Genomic DNA, 20,051 nt, shown 5'->3' with positions numbered 1-20,051 from the left:
CTCGGTTTGGTTCCTGACGCCCCACCGCGCCCTGCCCCATGAGGGACCGAGAGACGCTGCCACCTGGCCGTTTCGGGCTGGTGGCGGGGCGTGCGAAGTCGACCCGGTGACCCGGATCGCCACAAGAAGTGTACGGGACCCGGCGGCATGCCGGGTGACGCCGTTGTCCACAGCGCCCGGACCGTCCACAGGCCCGCTCGCGGCCGTGCACGGGCGCGGGACGCTACGGCGCATGACGACTCTGCTGCTCAGCCTGCTCCTGGCCTTGGCGCAGGCGGCCCTGCCCGCCCCCGTTCCCGGACATCAGCCCGGGGCCCGCCCGCTGCCCGCACCGCTGACGGTGGCCCGCTGGTGGGACCCGCCGCCGACCCCGTACGCCGCAGGGCACCGCGGCGTTGACCTGTCCGCCCCGGTGGGCGCGGAGCTCCGCGCGGTCGGCCCGGGCCGGGTCCACTACGCCGGGCATGTCGCGGGCCGCGGGGTGCTCTCCCTGACCCTCCCGAACGGACTGCGCACGACCTACGAACCGGTCCGCCCGCTGGTCGCGGAGGGCGAGCAGGTCACGGCGGGCCAGGTGGTGGCGGTCCTGGCACAGGGCTCCCACTGTCCGGCCCCGTGCCTCCACTGGGGCCTCCTGTCAGGCGAGACCTACCTCAACCCCCTGACCCTCCTGCCCCGCCCGACACCCCGCCTACTGCCGGCCGACAGCCCCGCCGGCGTTTGAGGCGGGGGGTCCCCCGGACGGAGTCTGGGGAGGGTCCGGGGCCGAGCCGCAGGGACGTCAGCCCCGCACGCCCCGCAGGGCCATGGCCACGGCCGTCTCCGTCACGACGGCGGGATCCTCCGCCGCGCCGAGCTCGATGCGGCGCACGGCCGCATCCACGACCCCCTGCAACAGCATCGCCGCGAGGCGCGGCTCCGGCTGCCCCAGGCCGGCCAGCGCCTCGACGATCATCGCGACCAGCCCGCCGTGCGCCGCACGGATCTTCTCCCGCGCCCCTGCGTCCAGCTCGCTCGCCGAGATGGCCACCACGGCCCGGTGCCGCCGGTCCCCCACCAGCCCCAGCTGGCTCCGCACGTAGGCCTCGATCTTCGCCTCCGGCGACTCCGCCTGCTCCATCGCCGCCTCGATCTCGGCGGCCCACACGGGGAAGTCCACCGCGCACAGCTCTTCGACGACGGCCGCACGGGAGCGGAAGTATTCGTACACGGAGGACCGGGCGAGGCCGGTCCGCTCCGCGAGGGCGGGGAAGGTCAGCGCCTCCGTCCCGCCTTCGGACAGCAGGGAGCGCGCGGCGTCCAAGAGGGCGCCGCGCTGCATCGACCGGTGCTCGGCCACGGAGGCCGCTCGAATCCTGGGCACGCCTCCACTCTACGGAGGTGGCGCAAGCTCACCGTCCTACATCTGCCAACTTCGCGCGCAGCTGCAGGACGGACTTGGTGTGGATCTGACTGACCCGACTCTCGGTGACGCCCAGCACGTTGCCGATCTCGGCGAGGGTGAGGCCCTCGTAGTAGTAGAGGGTCACCACCGTCTTCTCCCGCTCGGGCAGTGTGTTGATGGCCCGCGCCAGCAGGCGCCGCAGTTCGCGGTCCTCCGCCACCTCCACCGGGTTGTCGGCGGCGGTGTCCTCCAGGGTGTCCATCAGCGAGAGGCGGTCGCCGCCCTCCCCGCCGACGTGCAGCAGCTCCTCCAGGGCGACCACGTTCGCCAGGGACAACTGGCTGAAGACGGTGTGGAGATCCTCCACCCCGATGCCCATCTCCCCGGCGACCTCGCTCTCCGTCGGGGTGCGCCGCAGTTGGGCCTCGAGCGTGGCGTAGGCCCGCTCCACGGCCCGCGCCTTCTGCCGGACCGAGCGGGGGATCCAGTCCAGTGCCCGCAGTTCGTCGATCATCGCGCCGCGGATCCGGGTGATCGCGTACGTCTCGAACTTGATCGACCTGTCGATGTCGAACTTCTCGATGGCGTCGATCAGGCCGAAGACCCCGGAGGAGACGAAGTCGGCCTGCTCCACGTTGGGCGGCAGGCCCACGCTGACGCGGCCGGCGACGTACTTCACCAGGGGCGAGTAGTGCAGGATCAACTGCTCCCGCAGCCGCTCGTCACCCGATTCCTTGTACGTGCGCCACAGCACCTCCAGGGACGAGGGCGCGGTGGACCGCACGCTGCCGCGGGCAGCGGGGGGCACCGCGGCGCGGTCGGACCCTGAGGTGTGTTGGGGCATGCTTCGCCTTTGCCGGAGCCGGATTCCTTGGGAGCGTAGCGTGACGGAAGTGTCGCGGTGCGCGAAGAGTACGGGATGGCGCGGGGGCGCAGGCGCGTCCCGACTCGCACGGGCCGCCCGGGACCGGCGCAGCGCGCACGGTCCCGGCAGCTGCCACCGGGAAGACCGCGTCTCTCATCGGTTTCACTCTTTCACCGGAACTCCCCAGGTCAACGACCGCCTCGCCGGGTGGACCGGGTTTGTATGTCCACTCCAGCCGTTTGTCTGCTCAACTGCCAGCCGTCGCCCTGCCGTTCGACGAACCCCAGAGAGTGAAGTTCGTACAGTCTGCCGATGACTTCATCGGCGCCGGTGCCGCAGGCAAGTGCCAGCTCCGCCACGTCGGCCGGGCGTCCGGCCGGCAGCGCTTCGAGCACCCGGGCCGTGTCCCGGTCCAGAAGGTCCCTGGCGAGCACCGGGCCGCGCCGCTCGGGAGCCAGCTCGCCGATCGAGCCCACCAGTTCGACGACTTCCGCCGCGTCGGTGACGAGCAAGGCCTCGCCGCGCAGCAACTCGTGCACCCCGGCCGAGAGCGTGCTGGTGGCGGCCCCCGGGACACCCATCGTGATCCGCCCGAGCTGCTGGGCCCGCCGGGCGGTGACGAGGGACCCGCTGCGGTGCGCGGCCTCCACGACGACCGTGCCCCGCGTGAGGGCCGCGATGACCCGGTTGCGCAGGACGAACCGGCTGGGGGTCGGGTGGCTGCCGGGCGGCAGTTCGCCGAGGATCAGTCCCTGGCCGGCGATCCGGTCGAGCAGCCCGGAGTGTCCGCGGGGGTAGGCGACGTCCACCCCGCAGGCCAGCACCGCCGCGGTCGCGCCGCCCGGGGCGAGGGCCCCTCGGTGGGCGGCGCCGTCGATCCCGAACGCGGCGCCGGAGACCACGACCCAGCCCCGCTCGGCGAGCCCGGCGGCCAGGGTCTGGGCCATGTGCGCGCCGTACGGGGTGCAGGCCCGGGCCCCGACCACGGACACCGAACGCAGCGCCCAGGTCCGCAGGTTCGGCCGGCCCCGCAGCCACAGCCCGACGGGGCGGGCGTCGCCGAGGTCGTCGAGCTGGGTCGGCCACTCCCCCGATCCCGGAAACACGAACCGGCCTCCCGATGCGACGGCCCGTTCGAGGTCGCGCCGCGGATCGGCCAGCGCCGCGCGTCTGCGGTACCCGGCGAGACGCTCCGGCCCCACCCCCGCCGGAGCCTCCGATCCCGCCTCGGGGCCGGTCAGCAGCCCCATCAGCCCCACCGCGCCGTGCTCCCGCAGCCAGCGCCCGCCGTGCTCGTCCCCGGGCTCGAGCACCCGCGTCAGTGCTGCCCGCGCCAGCAGTTCCTCGTCCCCTGCGCCGGTCATGTCCCGCCTCCCGTCACCGGGATGGCCCCGCGGGCGATCCCGGTCCGCAACTCCAGCGCCACGGCCACGTCCAGCGCGTCGGGCCGGTCCCGCCCCCGCAGGTCGGCCACGGTCCAGGCGACCCGCAGGACCCGGTCCAGCCCGCGCGCGGTGAGCAGCCCCCGCTCCAGATCGCGCTCGGCCTGCGCCAGTGCCCCGGGGCCCGCGTGCCACCGGGTCCGCAATTCCTGTCCGGGCACTTCGGAGTTGAGCCGCCACGGCGTGTCGGCGAGCCGGGCCCCGGCGCGCTCCCGGGCCTCCCGCACCCGTTCGGCGACCACGGCGGTGGCCTCCCCCCGCCCGCCCTGCCCCAGCAGATCGGACCGGGTGACGGGCTCGACCTCCACCCTCAGGTCCACCCGGTCGAGCAGCGGCCCGGACAGCCGCGCCTGATAGCGCCGGATCACCGAGGGCGGGCATTCGCACCCGGCTCCCAGCAGGGTGTGGCGCCCGCACGGGCAGGGGTTCGCCGCGAGCACCATCAGGAACCGGGCCGGCAGCCTCACCACGCCCGCGGCCCGGGCGATGACCACGTGTCCCGATTCGAGGGGCTGCCGCAGCGCGTCGAGGGCCCGGCCGTGGAACTCCGCGGCCTCGTCCAGAAAGAGCACGCCGCGGTGCGCCAGGGAAACCGCTCCGGGCCTCGGGATACCGGTCCCGCCGCCCACCAGGGACTGCATGGTCGCCGAATGGTGCGGTGCGCAGTACGGCGGCCGGGCGACCAGCGGTTCGCCGGGCGGGAGGATCCCCGCGACCGAGTGGACGGCCGTGACCTCCACGGAGTCCTGTCGGGTCAGCGGCGGCAGGATCCAGGGCAGCCGCTCGGCCAGCATCGTCTTGCCCGCGCCCGGGGGTCCGCTGAGGAAGAGGTGGTGCCCTCCGGCGGCCGCCACCTCCAGGGCGCGGCGCGCCGTCTGCTGCCCGGCCACGTCGGCGAGGTCGGGGAAGTCCGCGGCGTCCCCCCGGCCGGAGCGGCCCGGGGCGAGCCCCGCACCCAGCCCCGCACCCGGGACCAGCAGGCCGGCCAGTATCGGATCGGGGCGCCCCGGCGGGTCGGGCGGATCCTCCTCGGGGACCGCCCCGCCGGTCAGGACCGCGATCAGCTGGCGCAGGCTGCGCACGCCGAGCACCGAGACGTCCGGCACGAGCGCGGCCTCGGCGGCGCACTGCTGCGGCACCACCACCTGCCGGTATCCGGCCTCCATCGCGGCGAGGACCGCCGGCAGGATCCCCCGGACCGGACGGACCCGGCCGTCCAGTCCCAGCTCCCCGATGAGGACGAGATCGGCGATGGCCCCCGGGTCGACCACCTCGGCCGCCCCGAGCACCGCCGCGGCGACGGCCAGGTCGAATCCGGCGCCGGACTTCGGCACGGAGGCAGGACTGAGCCCGACCGTGAGCTTCTTCTGCGGCCAGGCCGCCCCCGAGTTGACCACGGCCGCGCGCACCCGGTCCCTGCTCTCGACCAGGGTCTTGTCCGGCAGCCCCACCAGGGTGAACGCCGCGACCCCGGGCTCCAGATCGGCCTGGACCTCGACCACCACCCCGTCGACGCCGACCAGGGCCACCGAGCAGGCTCGCGCGAACCCCATCAGGCCACCCCCCTGACGTGTTCCACCAGGGGCGCACCGCGCCGCGGCAGCAGGACCCCGACGAGGTCGATGCGCACGCCGCCCGGGGGCGGTCCGCCGTGGTCGGCGAGCCACCGCCCCGCGAGCCCCCGTAAGCGCTCGGCCTTGGCGGGCCGCACGGCGGCCATGGGATGTTCGAAGTCACCCGCCCGGCGGGTCTTGACCTCGCACACGACGAGGGCGTCCCCGTCCCGCGCGACGATGTCGATCTCCCCGCCGCGGCACCGCCAGTTCCGTGCGATCACCGTCATGCCGGCCTCGGTCAGCCGCCGCGCGGCGAGTTCCTCGCCGTACCGCCCCAATGCCTGCTGTGCCACGCCCTTCGCGTTCATCCGGCACCACCTCCGGCACCGACGGTCCCGCGTCGCCGCCCACCTTGTGGATCTTGGTGGACGAGCCGGCCGTTGTGGAAAACCTCCTCACCCTCCCGGGTGAGGATGCTCAGCTGCCGGGCAGTTCGAGGTCGCTCTTGTTGAGCTCCTCGATGTTCACGTCCTTGAAGGTCAGCACACGGACCTGCTTCACGAAGCGGGCCGGCCGGTACATGTCCCAGACCCACGCGTCGGCCATCGAGACCTCGAAGAACACCTCACCCTGGACCGAGTGCACCTGCATCTCGTAGTCGTTGGTGAGGTAGAAACGGCGTTCGGTCTCGATCACATACTTGAACAGCCCGACGACGTCGCGGTACTCCCGATAGAGCTTCAGCTCCATCTCGGTCTCGTACTTTTCGAGGTCCTCGGCACTCATGGCATGTTCCCCTTCAGCCGTGCGTCCCCCTATTGTGCGCCAGGCCCATGCGCCCCTAAACGATTTCCGGGGCCAGGACCACCGGCGCACCCGGAGGACCGTCGTCGAGCAGCGTACGGAGCAGCTCGGCGAGTCTGGTCGGGTACACCGTCTCATGGGCCGAGAGAAGTTCCTCGGAGGTCCACCACCTGGCTCCGGTGACGCTGCGCCGCTCCAGCTCGGTGAGCCCGCCCATCTCGGTCTCCGTCCGGCTGGTACGTGCCAGGAAGTACCACTCGTCCTGCTCCCAGCGGCGCCCGTCGAAGGGGAACGAGCAGTAGCGGTGCCAGAGCACCGGCCCCAGCTCCACCTCGGTGATCCCCGTCTCCTCCGCCAGCTCGCGCAGCGCGGCCTGCTCCCTGGTCTCGGTGCCCTCCAGCCCGCCGCCCGGGGTGAACCACCAGTCGTCCGAGGGGTCCGCGGGCTCGAAGCCGTGCAGCAGCAGGATCCGGTCGTCCGGGTCCAAGAGGATCACCCGCGACACCTTCCGGCGGCCGGTCCCGGCCGGGTCAGCGGACACCGGCCCGCTCCTGCCGCCGCCCGCGCCCCAGGACCCGTGCCACTGGCCCGTACGCGGCCCCCAGCAGGACCAGGACGGCGCCGGCCACCACCGCCACCAGCTGGAGCGGCAGCGGCCCGGGCCGCGAGGTCCCGCCGGGCAGGGCGGCGTACGTCGCCGGACGCTCCAGCATCTTCACGGAGGGCCAGGCCAGGGCGTCGACGCGGGCGCTGACGGCCGACCTCGGCACGGTCCCCTGCCCGGCCTCCTGCAGGTGGGCCCGGGAGTCCAGGGAGGCGGCCCGCCGGTCGCCCAGCAGGAAGAGGTTCCCCTCGGGGACCGTCACCTCGAAGGGGGTTCCGGGCGGCGGGGCCTGACCCGGAGGCATGGCCAGACCCGTGTCCGGGCGGGTGGTGTCGGCGTACGGCTCGTCCAGCGGCGTGCCGTTCACCGTCAGCTCGCCGCCCGCGCCGCAGCACTTCACGGTGTCGCCGCCGATGCCGACGACCCGCTTGACCATGGGCGAATCGCTCCACATGGAATCAGTGAAGATGACCACGTCCCCGCGGCGCACCTCCCCGCCGTCGATGCGCTGCGCGAGCACCCGGTCCCCGGGCCGTACGGTCGGCATCATCGAGTCGGTCGGCACCGTGTAGGGCTGGTAGAGGAACGCCCCCCACACGAAGCCGCCGAGGAAGAGCGCAAAGCCGATGGCCACGGCGAGTCCCGACAGCACATTGCCGAGACCGCCGCGGCCATCCTTGCCACTGCGTATTGCTTGTGTTCCGCCCATTGCAGCGCCCCCACACTCCGGGATCGTCGACCTGGGCGGCACCCTACCGGGCGGTACGACCGGTGGTCAGCTTCTGCCTGCGCCACATGACGAGCGGAACCGCCCCCACGAGCCCCAGCGCGGCCGGGCCCAGCCCGACCGGCGCCAGCCCGGCGGCCCCGAGACCGAGCGCGGTCGCGGCGGCCTGGTTGCCGATGCCCGGCTGGTCGAAGGTGTCCGGGATCGGCAGGGTCGACCAGCGGGTGATCGGCCACGCGATCACGACGGCCCGGCCGACGACCTTGTCGACCGGCACGAAGCCCTGGGTGGAGTCCTGCATGTGGTAGCGGGAGTCCTGGGAGTTCTGCCGGTGGTCGCCCATCACCCAGATCTTGCCCTTGGGCACGGTGATCGGACCGAAGGGGGCGTCGTCGCACGGGGTGTTGCCGGGGTAGATGTACGGCTCGTCGAGCGCCTTGCCGTTGACGACGACCGGTCCCCCCTTCTTGCACTCGACCGTGTCACCGCCGATGGCGATCGTCCTCTTGATCAGGTCCTTCTCCTCGGCGGACGGCATCAGGCCGATCCAGCTGAGGGCCTTCTGCACGAAGTTCGGCTCCGGAGTGGGCTCCCCCGAGAGCCAGTTCGCAGGGTCGTGGAAGACCACGACCTCACCGCGCTCCGGCTCGGAACCGAACCACGGGGTCAGCTTGTCCACCAGCACCCGGTCCCCGCGCTGCAAGGTGTCCTGCATCGAGTCGGACGGGATCGAGAACGCCTGGACCAGGAAGGTCTTGATCAGCAGGGCCAGCAGCAGGGCGATGCCGATGAGGAGCGGAAGCTCCTTCCAGAACGAGCGGTGCGCGGGCGCCGCGGTACCGTCCTCGTCGGCCTCGCGCTCGACTGCATCGTCCGGCCGCTCCTCGCCCTCGTCGCGTCCGGAACGTGCGCCTACCGCCACATCCCCCACATCCACTCCTCACTCGCGATCGCCGCCCGGCCGAAACAGGCACGGGCCCTCCCCTCCCTTAACGAGCGGGAGTTCCCTAAGGCTCGGGAGACCGAAGACACACTATGCGAACGGGACGCCCCGACGGCGCCTACGCCGTCCGCGTCCTTCACTCCGTGCCTGATCGGGCACCATGCGGAAGGTCGCGGGCTGTTCCAGTCGCTTCCAGTGCCCGAACGGCCAGGCGATCACCACGGCTTCGCCCACGACCCCGTTCTCGTCGATGGTGCCTTCGAAGGCCTCGTCGAGGTGGAAGCGTGAGTCCGAGGAATTCGCCCGGTGGTCGCCCATCACGAAGAGCCGGCCGACCGGCACCTCGACCTCGAAGGCGATGTCCGAGGGGGCGTTGCCCGGGTTCACGTACGGCTCGTCCAGCGGTGAGCCGTTGACGGTGACCCGGCCCCTGCTGTCGCAGCACTTGACGGTGTCCCCGCCCACGCCGATGACGCGCTTGATGAGGTCCTGCTCATCGGCCGAGGGCAGCAGGCCGATGAAGGTCAGGCCCTGCTTGATCTGTTTGACGCCGACCGGATCCTGGGCGGGCCGGGCCGCCTCGCCCCTGAGCCAGCCGCCGGGGTCCTTGAACACGACGACGTCGCCGCGCTCGACCTTGGAGCCGAACCACGGGGTCAGCTTGTCCACGAGGACCCGGTCGCCGATGCGGATGGTCTGCTCCATCGAGCCCGACGGGATGAAGAAGGCCTGCACCAGGAAGGTCTTGAGCAGCAGGGCTATGCACAGGGCCACCACGACCAGCAGCGGCAGCTCGCCCGCGCGGCGCGTGCGGCGGCGCCGGCGCACCTTGCGGGCCGTCCGGCGCCGTTCGGCCCGGCCGCCCTCGACCACGGGGACGGGCGTCGGTTCCGGCTCCGGTTCGGGCTCCCACTCCCGTCCGCCGCGCGGCCGTCCCCGGCTACCCATGACCGCCGCCGACGGAACCCCAGCGCGAAACCGGCCAGCCGGTCCAGTCGGCCCGCCCGATCACCTTCTCCACCGGCACCATCCCCCCGCCCGGTTCCCCGAGGTGGTCCCGCGAGTCCCGGGACTGGGACCGATGATCACCCATCACCCACAGGCTCCCCAGGGGTACGACGATCCGGAACGGCACCTTCGAGGGAGCGTCACCGGGATACAGGTACGGCTCGTCCAGCGGCACGCCGTTGACCTCGACCCGCCCGCCGGCGTCGCAGCACACCACGTCGTCGCCGCCGACGCCCACGACCCTCTTCACGAAGTCGGTGTCGGACGGCTCCGCGAGCCCGAGCGCCGAGGCCGCGCCGTGGAGCAGCACGCCGACCGGATTGCCCTCCGGGCGTTCCCCCACGAAGGAGCCCGTGCCGTCGAAGACCACCAGGTCCCCGCGGCCCGGCCGGTCGCCGAAACGGTACGCCAGCTTGTTGACCAGCACCCGGTCGCCGACCTGGAGCGTCGGCTCCATGGAGCGGCTCGGGATCAGGAAGGGCTGGACGACGAAGTTGCTGACCAGCAGCAGGAAGACGGTGCAGATCACACCGAGCACGCCGGCCCGCCGCCAGGTCAGCGTGCCCCGGGTCAGCGCCCGCCCGTTCGCGGGGCGCCCGGACGCCCGCCGCCCCACCGCCGGCTTCCCGGTCGTGGAGAACGCAAAACGCGGCCGCTCTTCCCTCTCGCCGGGGGAAGAGTGGCCGCGCTGCGTGTGAGGTGCTTCGGTGTCCATCGGGGGCGAGCCTATCCGGCCGCCCCCGAACACCGGAGGCGACCTTACTTGTCGCGCTTCTCCTTGATCTTCGCGGCCTTGCCGCGGAGCTCACGGAGGTAGTACAGCTTCGCACGGCGCACGTCACCGCGGGTGACGAGCTCGATCTTCTCGAAGATCGGGGAGTGGACCGGGAAGGTGCGCTCCACGCCGACGCTGAAGGAGACCTTGCGGACGGTGAAGGTCTCGGAGACCCCGGCGCCCTGGCGACGGATGACGACGCCCTTGAACTGCTGGATACGGGAGCGGTTGCCCTCGATCACGCGGACGTGCACGTTGATCGTGTCACCCGGGCGGAAGGCCGGGACGTCCGAGCGGAGCGCGGCGGCGTTGACGCCATCGAGCAGGTGAGACATGTTCTTCGTCTGCTTTCTTCGCACGACGCCACAGGCCGCCGGGCGGGTTTCCGTAGAGAATTCGGGAGCTGTCCCACCCGGCGGGCGACGGTCCCCCTGTGGCAGGGGCGCCCGCGGGCGTACAGCAGCCGCCTATTCTTCCACGACCTCGGGCCTGCGCCAAAATCGGCCGTCCGCGGACGGCGTCCAGCCCAGGATGGAGAGGATCTCCCGGTCCTTCTTGTCGAAGGCGGAGGCCTCGCAGCGCTCGATCAGGTCCGGGCGGTTCTGCGCGGTCCGGCGGAAGGCCTCGTCCCGGCGCCAGCGTGCGATCTTCCCGTGGTGGCCGCTGAGCAGCACCTCGGGGATGTCCCGGCCGCGCCACTGCGGGGGCTTGGTGTAGACGGGCCCCTCCAGCAGGTTGGCCATCTCGCCCGGCGCGAAGGAGTCGTCGCGGTGCGATTCGGCGTTGCCGAGCACCCCGGGCAGCAGCCGGGCCACGGCCTCGGTGACGACCAGGACGGCGGCCTCGCCGCCCGCCAGCACGTAGTCGCCGATGGAGACCTCGTACACCGGCATGCGGGTGGCGTACTCGTCCATGACCCGGCGGTCGATGCCCTCGTACCGGGCCGGGGTGAAGATCAGCCAGGGCCGCTCGGAGAGCTCGACGGCCAGTTCCTGGGTGAAGGGGCGGCCGCTGGGCGTGGGGACGACCACGACGGGCCCGTGCGCGCCCGCCTCGTAGCCGTCGGCCAGCGCCGCGTCCAGTGCCTCGCCCCACGGCTCGGTCTTCATGACCATGCCGGGACCGCCGCCGTACGGGGTGTCGTCGACCGTGTTGTGCCGGTCGTACGTCCAGTCCCGCAGGTCGTGGACGTGTACGTCGAGCTGCCCGCGGGCGCGGGCCTTGCCGACGAGGGAGACGTTCAGCGGCTCCAGGTACTCGGGGAAGATCGTGACGACGTCGAGACGCATCAGGCGTCGTCCCCGGAGTCCTCGTCACGGGTCGAGTCGATGACGGCCTCGCGCTCGTCGATCAGCCCGGGCGGCGGGGTGATGACGCAGCGCTGCTCCTCCAGGTCGATCTCGGCGACGATCTCCTCGACGAAGGGGATCATCACCTCGGAGCCGTCCGGCCGCTCGACGATGAAGAGGTCCTGCGAGGGCAGGTGGGAGATCTCGGTGATCCGGCCGATCTCGGTGCCGTCGGCGAGGACCACGTCGAGGTCCATCAGCTGGTGGTCGTAGTACTCGTCGGGCTCCTCCGGCAGCTCCGCCGGGTCCACTTCCGCGATCAGCAGGATGTTGCGCAGCGCCTCGGCCCCGGTGCGGTCCTTGACGCCGGCGAAGCGGAGCATCAGCCGGCCGCTGTGCACCCGGCCCGTCTCGATGGTCAGCGGGCCGGCCGACGCGGGCTCCGTCTTGAGCACGGCGCCGGGACTGAGCCGCAGTTCCGGCTCGTCGGTGCGCACCTCGACGGTGACCTCACCCTTGATGCCGTGGGCGCGGCCGATCCGCGCGACTACCAACTCCACTGTCTCTCCTGTTCAGACGACGACGGGCCGGGGCGGGCACGTATGCCCTCCCCGGCCCGTGCCGGTGATTCAAATGCTCAGCGGACCTGGTCCACGTCGACGAGGTCGACGCGGATCCCACGGCCGCCGATGGCGCCCACGACGGTACGCAGAGCACGTGCGGTGCGGCCGTTGCGGCCGATCACCTTGCCGAGGTCGTCGGGGTGAACCCGGACCTCGAGCACCTGCCCACGGCGCAGGTTGCGCGAGGCGACCTGCACTTCGTCGGGGTTGTCCACAATGCCCTTTACGAGGTGCTCAAGAGCCTCCTCGAGCATGCTCAGGCCTCGGTCGACTCGGCGGCGGCCTCAGCCTCGTCCGCCTTCTTGTCGGCCTTCTTCGCCTTCTGCGTGATGGCCTCGCCCTTGCCCTCGCCGATGCCCTCGAGGGCCTTGGCGAACTCGTCGAAGGAGCGACGCTTGCTCTCCTTCGTCTCCGGCTGCAGGAGCGGCGCGGGGGCGGGGAGACCCTTGTGGGCCTGCCAGTCACCGGTCAGCTTCAGGATGGCGAGCACAGCCTCGGTGGGCTGGGCGCCGACGGACAGCCAGTACTGCGCACGCTCGGCGTTGACCTCGATGCGCGACGGGTTGTAGGTCGGGTGGTAGATACCGATCTCCTCGATCGCGCGACCATCCCGGCGGGTGCGGGCGTCGGCGACGACGATGCGGTAGTGCGGCTGGCGAATCTTGCCGAGGCGCTTGAGCTTGATCTTGACTGCCACTGGAGTGGTGTCTCCTGAACTTGACGTGGTTGGGCACATGAGATGCCACGTGGGGTTGCGGTACTCGGGTGCCCGATGGACGCGTCAGCCGGAGGAGAGAGGGGTCCTATGCGACTGTCGAGTACAGCTGTCCATTGTGCCATACGCCCGCGGCGCGCTCCGCCGGGCGGGCGGGTCCGCCTCCCGTGGGCGGCCCGTGCCCGCCTCCGTGCGGGCACGGGGTACCGCAAGGACGGCGGTGCGGGGCTCGGGGCACGGCCCACCGGTGGTGCGGCGGTGCGGGCTGCCCGCGTGTGCTCCGGCGGCGGTCGCCCCGGTGGGGGCGAGGGCGCGGCGGCCGGTTCGCCGTGGGGGCGGTGGCCCGGCGGCGACGGTGAGGCGGTCAGGAGGCCGCCGCGATGGCGATTTCGGGGATGCGGAAGGGCTTCATGCACCCGCCGCACACGATCGGCGCCTGGGCCAGCACGGAGGGGACCACCCGCACGTTGCGCCCGCAGTCGCAGACCGCCTTGACGCGCACGCCGCCCCCGGAGGACCCGTGCCGGGCGGCCGGTCCGCGGAAGCTGCGCTTGGTGTCGGCGGCCGTGGCGGCGGTGTGCGCCTTCAGGGCGCGCTGCAGCCGTTCGATGGTGGGGCGGTAGCGCCGCTTCGCCTCCGGATTGAGCGTGACGAGCGAGAAGCCGCTGCTGGCGTGCGGCTCCTCGGAGTGGTCCAGCCCCAGTTCCTCGGCGATCGCGAGGAATCTGCGGTTGTGGTAGCGGCCGGCGCGCGAGGTGTCTCGGACCCCGCGGGCGGCGGCGATGCCGTGGACTGCCTCGTGCAGCAGTCGCTCGAAGGAGAGCTCGGCGCCGCAGGCGGACGAGGACTCTCCGATCAGGGACTCGGGCGCGGCAAGGTCAGGCAGCTCGGGGTGGTGCCGCTGAATATCGGCCCACGCCTGCGCCAGCTCTGCGGCGAGAACAGGTGGTGTCGTGCTCACGTCGTGACAACGAGCCGAGGTGCCCGGGTGTTCCGATTCCGGGCCATTCCAAATTTTTTGCACGTACCAGTCAGTTCAGTCTCATGCGTGCTGACGAGGACGGGTGCGCCGATCTCAGGAGGAGTCGGTACTTAACGAGGACCAATGACGAAGCTGCCCCGGCGCGCGGCACGAGCCGCACGCCGGGGCACAGGGGCCTTCGGGCCCGATCAGTACGAGCGCGCGACGATCGCGAGGGTACCGGGAGCGTCGTCCGCCTCGGGGACCGATCCGTCCTCGGCGATCAGGCAGCGCACGGAGACGGCCTGCTCGGCCAGCTTGGCCTCGCCCTCCGGACCGAGGTCCGCCCACGGGATCCGCGCCCAGCCGCCGACGATGGCGGCCTCGGCGGCCTCCTCGATGGTCGAGACGTCGGAGGTGCGGGACTCGCGGCGCTCGCGGGACTCGCGCAGCAGCTGCGCCTGGTCCTCGTCGAGCACCTTGGGCAGCAGGTCGGCGAGCGCGTCGATCTGCACCGGGGTCTTCCCGCCCGGGATGCGGCGGGCCAGCATCGCGGTGCCGGCCTCCAGGTCGCGGGGGCCGATCTCGATGCGCACCGGTACGCCCTTGAGCTCCCAGTCCACGGCGCGGCGGCCGAAGGGGGTGTCCACGCGGTCGTCGACCTGGACGCGGAGGCCGGCGGCCTTCAGCTGGGCACCGAGCTCGCGGACCTTGGTGACGGCCTCGTCGCCCTTGATCGCCATGACGACGACCTGGACGTGCGCCAGGCGCGGCGGGACCCGCAGGCCGTTGTCGTCGCCGTGGGACATGATCAGGCCGCCTACCATGCGGGTCGAGACGCCCCACGAGGTCTGCCAGACGAGCTCCTGCTTGCCTTCCTTCGACAGGTACTGGGTGTTGAAGGCCTTGGCGAAGTTGGTGCCGAGCTCGTGGCTCGTGCCCAGCTGCAGGGCCTTGCCGTCGCCCATCATGCCCTCGAGGGTGAGGGTGTTGATGGCGCCGGCGAAGCGCTCCTTGGCGGTCTTGCGGCCGAGCACGACGTCGATGCCGAGCACGTTCGTCATGAAGTCGCCGTAGACGTCCGTGTGGATGCGGGCGGCGTAGTCGCGGGCGTCCTCGTAGGTGGCGTGGGCGGTGTGGCCCTCCTGCCAGAGGAACTCGCTCGTACGGAGGAACACGCGCGGGCGCATCTCCCAGCGGACCACGTTGGCCCACTGGTTGATCAGCAGGGGCAGGTCGCGGTAGCTCTGGATCCACTTGGAGAAGTAGTCGTTGATGATCGTCTCGGACGTGGGCCGGACGACGACCGGCTCTTCCAGCTCCTTGCCGCCGCCGTGGGTGACGACCGCGAGCTCGGGGGCGAAGCCCTCGACGTGCTCGGCTTCCTTCGTCAGGTACGACTGCGGGATGAAGAGCGGGAAGTAGGCGTTCTGGGCGCCCGCGTCCTTGATGCGCGCGTCCATCTCCTGCTGCATCCGCTCCCACAGGCCGTAGCCGTACGGTCGGATGACCATGGTGCCGCGGACCGGACCGTTGTCGGCCAGCTCGGCCTTGTTGATCAGATCCTGGTACCAGCGGGGGAAATCCTCCGCCTGCGGGGTGAGAACGGGTGCCTTTGCCATGCCGCGAATCGTACGGCGCCGGGCACGCGATGCGTGAATCGGGTGCCTCGCTCCTCTGGACGCGGGGGCGAATGGGGAGTTCTCTGGCAACGGGGGCAAGGGGGCGACACGGAATCAGGAGCGCTCTTTCGATGACACCTACGCCGACGGCGACGCTCGTCGCCCGGGACTGGGCGGAGATCCAGGAACGGATGCTGGTACCGCTGTACGAGGCGGTCTACGACCGGCTGGAGGTCGGGCCGGGCGACCGGCTGCTGGGCCTCGACTGCGGGGCCGGCCTGGCCCTGCTGCTCGCGGCCGGGCGGGGAGCCGTGGCCACGGGCGTGGAGGCGGATCCGGCCCGGCGGGCACTGGCCCGTGAGCGGCTGCTGGAGGTACTGGCGGCCCCGCCGTCGGCGCCCCGCCCGTACGACGCGCTACTGGCCTTCTCGCCGTCCCCGGCGGCCCTGGCCGCGGCCCTGCCCGCCGTGCGCCGCGGCGGGGCGGTGGTGCTGGCCGACTGGGGCCCGGCGGAGCGCTGCACGGTGCCCGCGGTCCTGGGCGGCGGGCCCTCGCCCAGGGACCTGGACGCGCTGGTGGAGCGGGCCGGACTCAGACCGGACGGATCGGGGCGGGTGTTCTGCCCGTTCGGGTACGCGGACGTGGACAGCGCGGTGCGCGGGCTGCTGTCGACCGGGCTCTACGACAGCGCGGCCGACCCCGCGCTGGCGGAGAAGGAGCTGGCCGAGGCGCTTCACCCGTTCGAGCGGTCCGACGGCGCCGTGTGGCTGCCGAACATCTTCCGGTACGTGATCGCCCGGGTGGGCTAACGACCGTACGACTGTGCGATTGTGCGGCCGCCGTCATTCGGTGTCGTGTGCCTTCGTCAGGCGGGTGATCCCGGCGGCGGCGTAGGCGGCCGCCTCGTCCAGGGTCTCGTTGGCGAGCAGGGCCTCGGCCAGGGCGTCGAGCTGCGGGCGGTGTTCGCGCAGGAGACGACAGGCCTCCGTGTAGCACTCGTCGACGATCCGCCGCATCTCGTGGTCCACCACGTCGAGGGTGGCGGGGGCGGCGGACAGGCCGTACGGGCCGCCTCCGTCGGACGGGATGGCGGTGAGCTTGCCGACGCGGTCGCTCATGCCCCAGCGGGCGACCATTCCCCGGACGATGTTGGTGACCTGTTCGAGGTCGTTCTCCCCGCCCGTGGTGATGACGTCGTAGACGACGTGCTCGGCCGCCATGCCGCCGAGCGCCCCGATGACGCGGCCGCGCAGGTACGGCTCGGTGTAGGCGTACCGGTCGGCGTCCGGCGTCGAGAGGGTGACTCCGAGGGCGCGGCCCCGGGGCACGATCGTGATCTTGCGGACCGGGTCCGCGCCGGGCTGCAGCATGCCCAGGAGTGCGTGGCCGCTCTCGTGGTACGCGGTGCGGCGGCGCTCCTCCAGCGGCATCACCAGGGACCGCTCCGCGCCGAGCTGGACCTTCTCGAGGGCGTCGGACAGATCGGACTGGGTGACCTGGTCCTGCCGGCGCTTGACGGCCAGCAGCGCGGCCTCGTTGGCGAGGTTGGCCAGTTCGGCGCCGGTCATTCCGGGGGTGCTACGGGCCACCTGCGCGAGGTCGACGCCCGGGCCGAGCGGGATGTCCCGGGTGTGGATGCGCAGGATGGCCTCGCGGCCGGCCCGGTCGGGCGGGGAGACGGCCACCGTGCGGTCGAAGCGGCCGGGGCGGGTCAGGGCGGGGTCCAGGACGTCGGCCCGGTTGGTGGCGGCGAGGACGACGACCCCCTCCGAGCCGGAGAAGCCGTCCATCTCGGTGAGGATCTGGTTCAGGGTCTGTTCGCGTTCGTCGTGGCCGCCCATGGCCGCGCCGCCGCCGCGCACCCGGCCGATGGTGTCGATCTCGTCGATGAAGATGATCGCGGGAGCCACCTTGCGCGCCTCGGTGAAGAGTTCGCGGACCCGGGAGGCGCCGACGCCGACGATCATCTCGATGAACTCGGAGGCGGACGCGGAGAAGAACGGCACCCCGGCCTCGCCCGCGACCGCCCGCGCGAGCAGGGTCTTGCCGGTGCCGGGCGGGCCGGACAGGAGGACCCCGCCGGGCATCCGGGCGCCCAGCTTCCGGTAGGCCTGCGGGTTCTTGAGAAAGTCGACGACGTCGTTGAGCTCGCCCGCGACCTCGTCGATGCCGGCCACGTCCTCGAAGGTGGTGCGTTTGTCGCCCGTCTCCAGCTCCACCGGCTTGGGCGGGGCCTTGTGGCCGAGGGCGCCCATGCCGCCCATCCGCCCGCCCATCCGGCGGGCGATGACCACCCACAGCAGGACCAGCAGGAGCATCGGGGCGAGGGAGAGCAGCAGATTGGCGAGGAAGCTGCGCTGCACGACGACCGGGGAGGCCGTCACGGTCACGTTCTGCTTGGTGAGGTCGGCCCACAGATCGTCGTCGGCGAAGGCCGGGCGCTGGGTGACGAATTTGGTGTAGTCCCCCTCGTCCCCGTCGGGCAGCGGCTGCTCGGCCTTCAGCTCGCCCTGGATCGCGTCGCCCTTGGAGTAGATCTTCGAGACGTTGCCGCCGGCCACCTGCTTGCTGAACTCCGTGTACGAGATGGTCGGCTCGTCCCCCTCGTTGAAGTAGGACAGCACCAGGTTGGTCACCAGGTAGACGATCAGGGCGGCGAGGATCAGTCCCCTCCAGCCGCCCGGCATCCTCCTCTTCGGCGGAGGCGTGGGCGGGGCGCCCTCCGAGCGCCAGGGCGTGTCGGCCCGGTCGCGGGGAGGTACGGGGGTGGGGCTGGGCACGGGGCGCCTCCTTCTGCCATCCTCCCGGCCGACCATAAGCGACAAATCGACCCGTTGCCCCGCAGAAGACGGAGGGCCCCGGCCGTGAGATCACGACCGGGGCCCTCCGCTGCCTGCCTGCGCGGGTACTACTTCATGAACTTCTTGAACTCGTCCGGAAGGTCGAAGTCCTGGCCCGGCTGGCCACCGCCGGCGGGAAGGCCGAAGGGGCTGCCGCCGGCCGCGGGCTCGATCGCCTGCGGACCCTGCTCGCGGCGGGCCGCTGCCGCGGCCTCCTCTTCCTTGCGCTTCATCGGGTTGCCGCTCTTGCGCTTGCCCTTGGCCTGCTTGACCTGCTTCTTCTGCCGGCCGGGGCCGCCGCCCATCCCGGGGATGCCGGGCATGCCCGGCATGCCGCCGCCCTGGGCCATGCGCGACATCATCTTGCGGGCGTCGAAGAACCGCTCGACGAGCGACTTGACGGCGCTGACCTCGGTGCCGGAACCCTTGGCGATACGGGCACGGCGCGAGCCGTTGATGATCGTCGGGTCCTGGCGCTCGGCCGGGGTCATCGACTTGATGATCGCGGCCGTGCGGTCCACGTCGCGCTCGTCGATGTTGTTGATCTGGTCCTTGATCTGACCCATGCCGGGCAGCATGCCGAGCAGCTTCGAGATGGAGCCCATCTTGCGGACCTGCTCCATCTGGGCCAGGAAGTCGTCGAGCGTGAACTCCTTGGGACCCTTGGCGAGCTTGGCCGCCATCTTCTCGGCCTCGGCCTGCGAGAAGGTCTTCTCGGCCTGCTCGATGAGGGTGAGCATGTCACCCATGTCGAGGATCCGGCCCGCCATGCGGTCGGGGTGGAAGGCGTCGAACTCGTCGAGCTTCTCGCCGTTCGAGGCGAACATGATCTGCTTGCCGGTGACGTGCGCGATAGAGAGCGCGGCACCACCGCGGGCGTCGCCGTCGAGCTTCGAGAGCACGACGCCGTCGAAGCCGACGCCGTCGCGGAAGGCCTCGGCGGTGTTGACCGCGTCCTGGCCGATCATGGCGTCGACGACGAAGAGGATCTCGTCGGGGCTGACGGCGTCGCGGATGTCCGCGGCCTGCTGCATCAGCTCCTGGTCGATGCCGAGGCGGCCGGCGGTGTCGACGATGACGATGTCGTGCTGCTTGGTCCGCGCGTACTCGATGGAGTCCTTGGCGACCTGGACCGGGTCACCGACGCCGTTGCCCGGCTGGGGGCCGTAGAAGGCCACGCCCGCGCGGTCGGCGACGACGGAGAGCTGGTTGACGGCGTTGGGGCGCTGGAGGTCGCAGGCGACGAGGAGCGGGGTGTGGCCCTGCCCCTTGAGCCAGAGGCCGAGCTTTCCGGCGAGGGTGGTCTTACCGGCACCCTGGAGACCGGCCAGCATGATCACGGTGGGGGCGGTCTTGGCGAAGCGCAGCCGCCGGGTCTCGCCGCCGAGGATCGTGACGAGCTCGTCGTTGACGATCTTCAGGACCTGCTGGCCGGGGTTCAGCGCCTTGCTGACCTCCTCGCCGCGGGCCCTCTCCTTGACGTTCGCGATGAAGGAGCGGACGACCGGGAGGGCGACGTCGGCCTCGAGGAGGGCGATACGGATTTCCCGGGCCGCGGAGTCGATGTCAGCCTCGGACAGCCGGCCTTTGCCGCGCAGGCCCTTGAAGGTATTCGCCAAGCGGTCGGAGAGCGTATCGAACACGGTGGTCGCGATTCCTCGGGTCGGGGGCGTTGTGGTCGTCCCCCAGGGTATCCGGCCGTACCACGTGATGGACCCGGCGGTCCTTCCCCGGTCTCGGCCCGCCGCTGTGCCTCAACGGCCGACGGGGCCGGATTCGGCTGGTGCCCGCCTGCCCGGCGCGGCTCGAAGAGCGGGCTCCGCCCGGCTCGAAGACCGGGCTCCGCCCCGCACCCCGCTCCCCGAACGCCGGAGGGGCCGGAAGATCCGGCCC

Annotated in this window: 22 protein-coding genes; 2 read left to right on the top strand and 20 right to left on the bottom strand. The window is 71.9% G+C overall.

Annotation, left to right across the window (positions count from 1 at the left end):
• Positions 1-232: 232 nt before the first annotated feature.
• Positions 233-724 (top strand): M23 family metallopeptidase, encoded by a 492-nt coding sequence (locus OG332_RS31820; RefSeq protein ID WP_327416673.1) that lies wholly within the window; start codon positions 233-235, stop codon positions 722-724.
• Between the two features lie 57 nt (positions 725-781).
• On the opposite strand, the gene OG332_RS31815 is transcribed toward OG332_RS31820, so the two are convergent.
• The 18 genes from OG332_RS31815 to proS all read right to left on the bottom strand — a co-directional run bounded on the left by OG332_RS31815 (position 782) and on the right by proS (position 15,318).
• Complete coding sequence (locus tag OG332_RS31815) at positions 782-1,339, bottom strand: TetR/AcrR family transcriptional regulator (protein ID WP_327419442.1); 558 nt, start codon at positions 1,337-1,339, stop codon at positions 782-784.
• Between the two features lie 52 nt (positions 1,340-1,391).
• Positions 1,392-2,228 carry an RNA polymerase sigma factor WhiG gene (gene whiG / locus OG332_RS31810; RefSeq protein WP_327416672.1) on the bottom strand — a complete coding sequence of 279 codons (837 nt, stop codon included), beginning with the start codon at positions 2,226-2,228 and terminating at the stop codon, positions 1,392-1,394.
• 209 nt (positions 2,229-2,437) lie between these two features.
• Entirely contained in the window at positions 2,438-3,613 is a 1,176-nt protein-coding gene (gene dprA / locus OG332_RS31805; RefSeq protein WP_327416671.1) for a DNA-processing protein DprA, read from the bottom strand.
• On the bottom strand, positions 3,610-5,244 hold the full coding sequence (locus OG332_RS31800) for a YifB family Mg chelatase-like AAA ATPase (RefSeq protein WP_327416670.1): 1,635 nt from the start codon (positions 5,242-5,244) through the stop codon (positions 3,610-3,612). Before OG332_RS31800 ends, dprA begins: the two co-directional genes overlap by 4 nt.
• A complete protein-coding gene (locus OG332_RS31795) occupies positions 5,244-5,615 on the bottom strand; it encodes a YraN family protein (protein ID WP_319730868.1) in 372 nt (123 codons plus the stop codon). Before OG332_RS31795 ends, OG332_RS31800 begins: the two co-directional genes overlap by 1 nt.
• Positions 5,616-5,724: 109 nt before the next feature.
• The gene (locus tag OG332_RS31790; RefSeq protein ID WP_005311352.1) at positions 5,725-6,033 is read right to left on the bottom strand and encodes a DUF2469 domain-containing protein; all 309 of its coding nucleotides are present in this window, start codon (positions 6,031-6,033) and stop codon (positions 5,725-5,727) included.
• Between the two features lie 55 nt (positions 6,034-6,088).
• Positions 6,089-6,592: an NUDIX hydrolase gene (locus tag OG332_RS31785; RefSeq protein WP_327416669.1), complete on the bottom strand. Its 504-nt coding sequence runs from the start codon at positions 6,590-6,592 to the stop codon at positions 6,089-6,091.
• Positions 6,582-7,364: a signal peptidase I gene (gene lepB / locus OG332_RS31780; RefSeq protein ID WP_327416668.1), complete on the bottom strand. Its 783-nt coding sequence runs from the start codon at positions 7,362-7,364 to the stop codon at positions 6,582-6,584. The genes OG332_RS31785 and lepB (OG332_RS31780) overlap by 11 nt, the downstream gene beginning before the upstream one ends.
• A gap of 43 nt (positions 7,365-7,407) precedes the next feature.
• The gene (gene lepB / locus OG332_RS31775; protein WP_327416667.1) at positions 7,408-8,304 is read right to left on the bottom strand and encodes a signal peptidase I; all 897 of its coding nucleotides are present in this window, start codon (positions 8,302-8,304) and stop codon (positions 7,408-7,410) included.
• A 111-nt stretch (positions 8,305-8,415) separates the two neighbouring features.
• Positions 8,416-9,273, bottom strand: a complete 858-nt coding sequence (gene lepB / locus OG332_RS31770) for a signal peptidase I (RefSeq protein ID WP_442816240.1) — start codon at positions 9,271-9,273, stop codon at positions 8,416-8,418.
• The gene (gene lepB / locus OG332_RS31765) at positions 9,266-10,048 is read right to left on the bottom strand and encodes a signal peptidase I (RefSeq protein ID WP_327416666.1); all 783 of its coding nucleotides are present in this window, start codon (positions 10,046-10,048) and stop codon (positions 9,266-9,268) included. Before lepB (OG332_RS31765) ends, lepB (OG332_RS31770) begins: the two co-directional genes overlap by 8 nt.
• 44 nt (positions 10,049-10,092) lie before the next feature.
• On the bottom strand, positions 10,093-10,443 hold the full coding sequence (rplS, locus tag OG332_RS31760; protein WP_030823745.1) for a 50S ribosomal protein L19: 351 nt from the start codon (positions 10,441-10,443) through the stop codon (positions 10,093-10,095).
• A gap of 132 nt (positions 10,444-10,575) precedes the next feature.
• The gene (gene trmD / locus OG332_RS31755; protein ID WP_327416665.1) at positions 10,576-11,397 is read right to left on the bottom strand and encodes a tRNA (guanosine(37)-N1)-methyltransferase TrmD; all 822 of its coding nucleotides are present in this window, start codon (positions 11,395-11,397) and stop codon (positions 10,576-10,578) included.
• Positions 11,397-11,957, bottom strand: a complete 561-nt coding sequence (gene rimM / locus OG332_RS31750) for a ribosome maturation factor RimM (protein WP_327416664.1) — start codon at positions 11,955-11,957, stop codon at positions 11,397-11,399. Before rimM ends, trmD begins: the two co-directional genes overlap by 1 nt.
• A gap of 77 nt (positions 11,958-12,034) precedes the next feature.
• Entirely contained in the window at positions 12,035-12,274 is a 240-nt protein-coding gene (locus OG332_RS31745; RefSeq protein ID WP_030011889.1) for an RNA-binding protein, read from the bottom strand.
• Between the two features lie 2 nt (positions 12,275-12,276).
• Entirely contained in the window at positions 12,277-12,717 is a 441-nt protein-coding gene (gene rpsP, locus OG332_RS31740) for a 30S ribosomal protein S16 (protein ID WP_030386406.1), read from the bottom strand.
• Between the two features lie 382 nt (positions 12,718-13,099).
• The gene (locus OG332_RS31735) at positions 13,100-13,696 is read right to left on the bottom strand and encodes a hypothetical protein (RefSeq protein WP_327416663.1); all 597 of its coding nucleotides are present in this window, start codon (positions 13,694-13,696) and stop codon (positions 13,100-13,102) included.
• 209 nt (positions 13,697-13,905) lie between these two features.
• Positions 13,906-15,318 carry a proline--tRNA ligase gene (gene proS / locus OG332_RS31730; protein WP_327416662.1) on the bottom strand — a complete coding sequence of 471 codons (1,413 nt, stop codon included), beginning with the start codon at positions 15,316-15,318 and terminating at the stop codon, positions 13,906-13,908.
• A 131-nt stretch (positions 15,319-15,449) separates the two neighbouring features.
• Here proS and OG332_RS31725 point away from each other — a divergent pair, with 131 nt between their 5' ends.
• Positions 15,450-16,127, top strand: coding sequence for a methyltransferase type 11 (locus OG332_RS31725; RefSeq protein ID WP_327416661.1), 678 nt, complete (start codon positions 15,450-15,452; stop codon positions 16,125-16,127).
• Between the two features lie 33 nt (positions 16,128-16,160).
• Here OG332_RS31725 and ftsH read toward each other — a convergent pair whose 3' ends face one another.
• Together ftsH and ffh are read right to left on the bottom strand one after the other, a co-directional pair.
• Positions 16,161-18,098, bottom strand: a complete 1,938-nt coding sequence (gene ftsH, locus OG332_RS31720) for an ATP-dependent zinc metalloprotease FtsH (RefSeq protein ID WP_327416660.1) — start codon at positions 18,096-18,098, stop codon at positions 16,161-16,163.
• A gap of 128 nt (positions 18,099-18,226) precedes the next feature.
• The gene (ffh, locus tag OG332_RS31715) at positions 18,227-19,801 is read right to left on the bottom strand and encodes a signal recognition particle protein (protein ID WP_327416659.1); all 1,575 of its coding nucleotides are present in this window, start codon (positions 19,799-19,801) and stop codon (positions 18,227-18,229) included.
• Positions 19,802-20,051: the final 250 nt, after the last annotated feature.

The sequence above is a fragment of the Streptomyces sp. NBC_01233 genome, from assembly GCF_035989305.1.
Taxonomy (GTDB): domain Bacteria; phylum Actinomycetota; class Actinomycetes; order Streptomycetales; family Streptomycetaceae; genus Streptomyces.
This window is presented reverse-complemented; position numbering and strand designations above follow the sequence as displayed.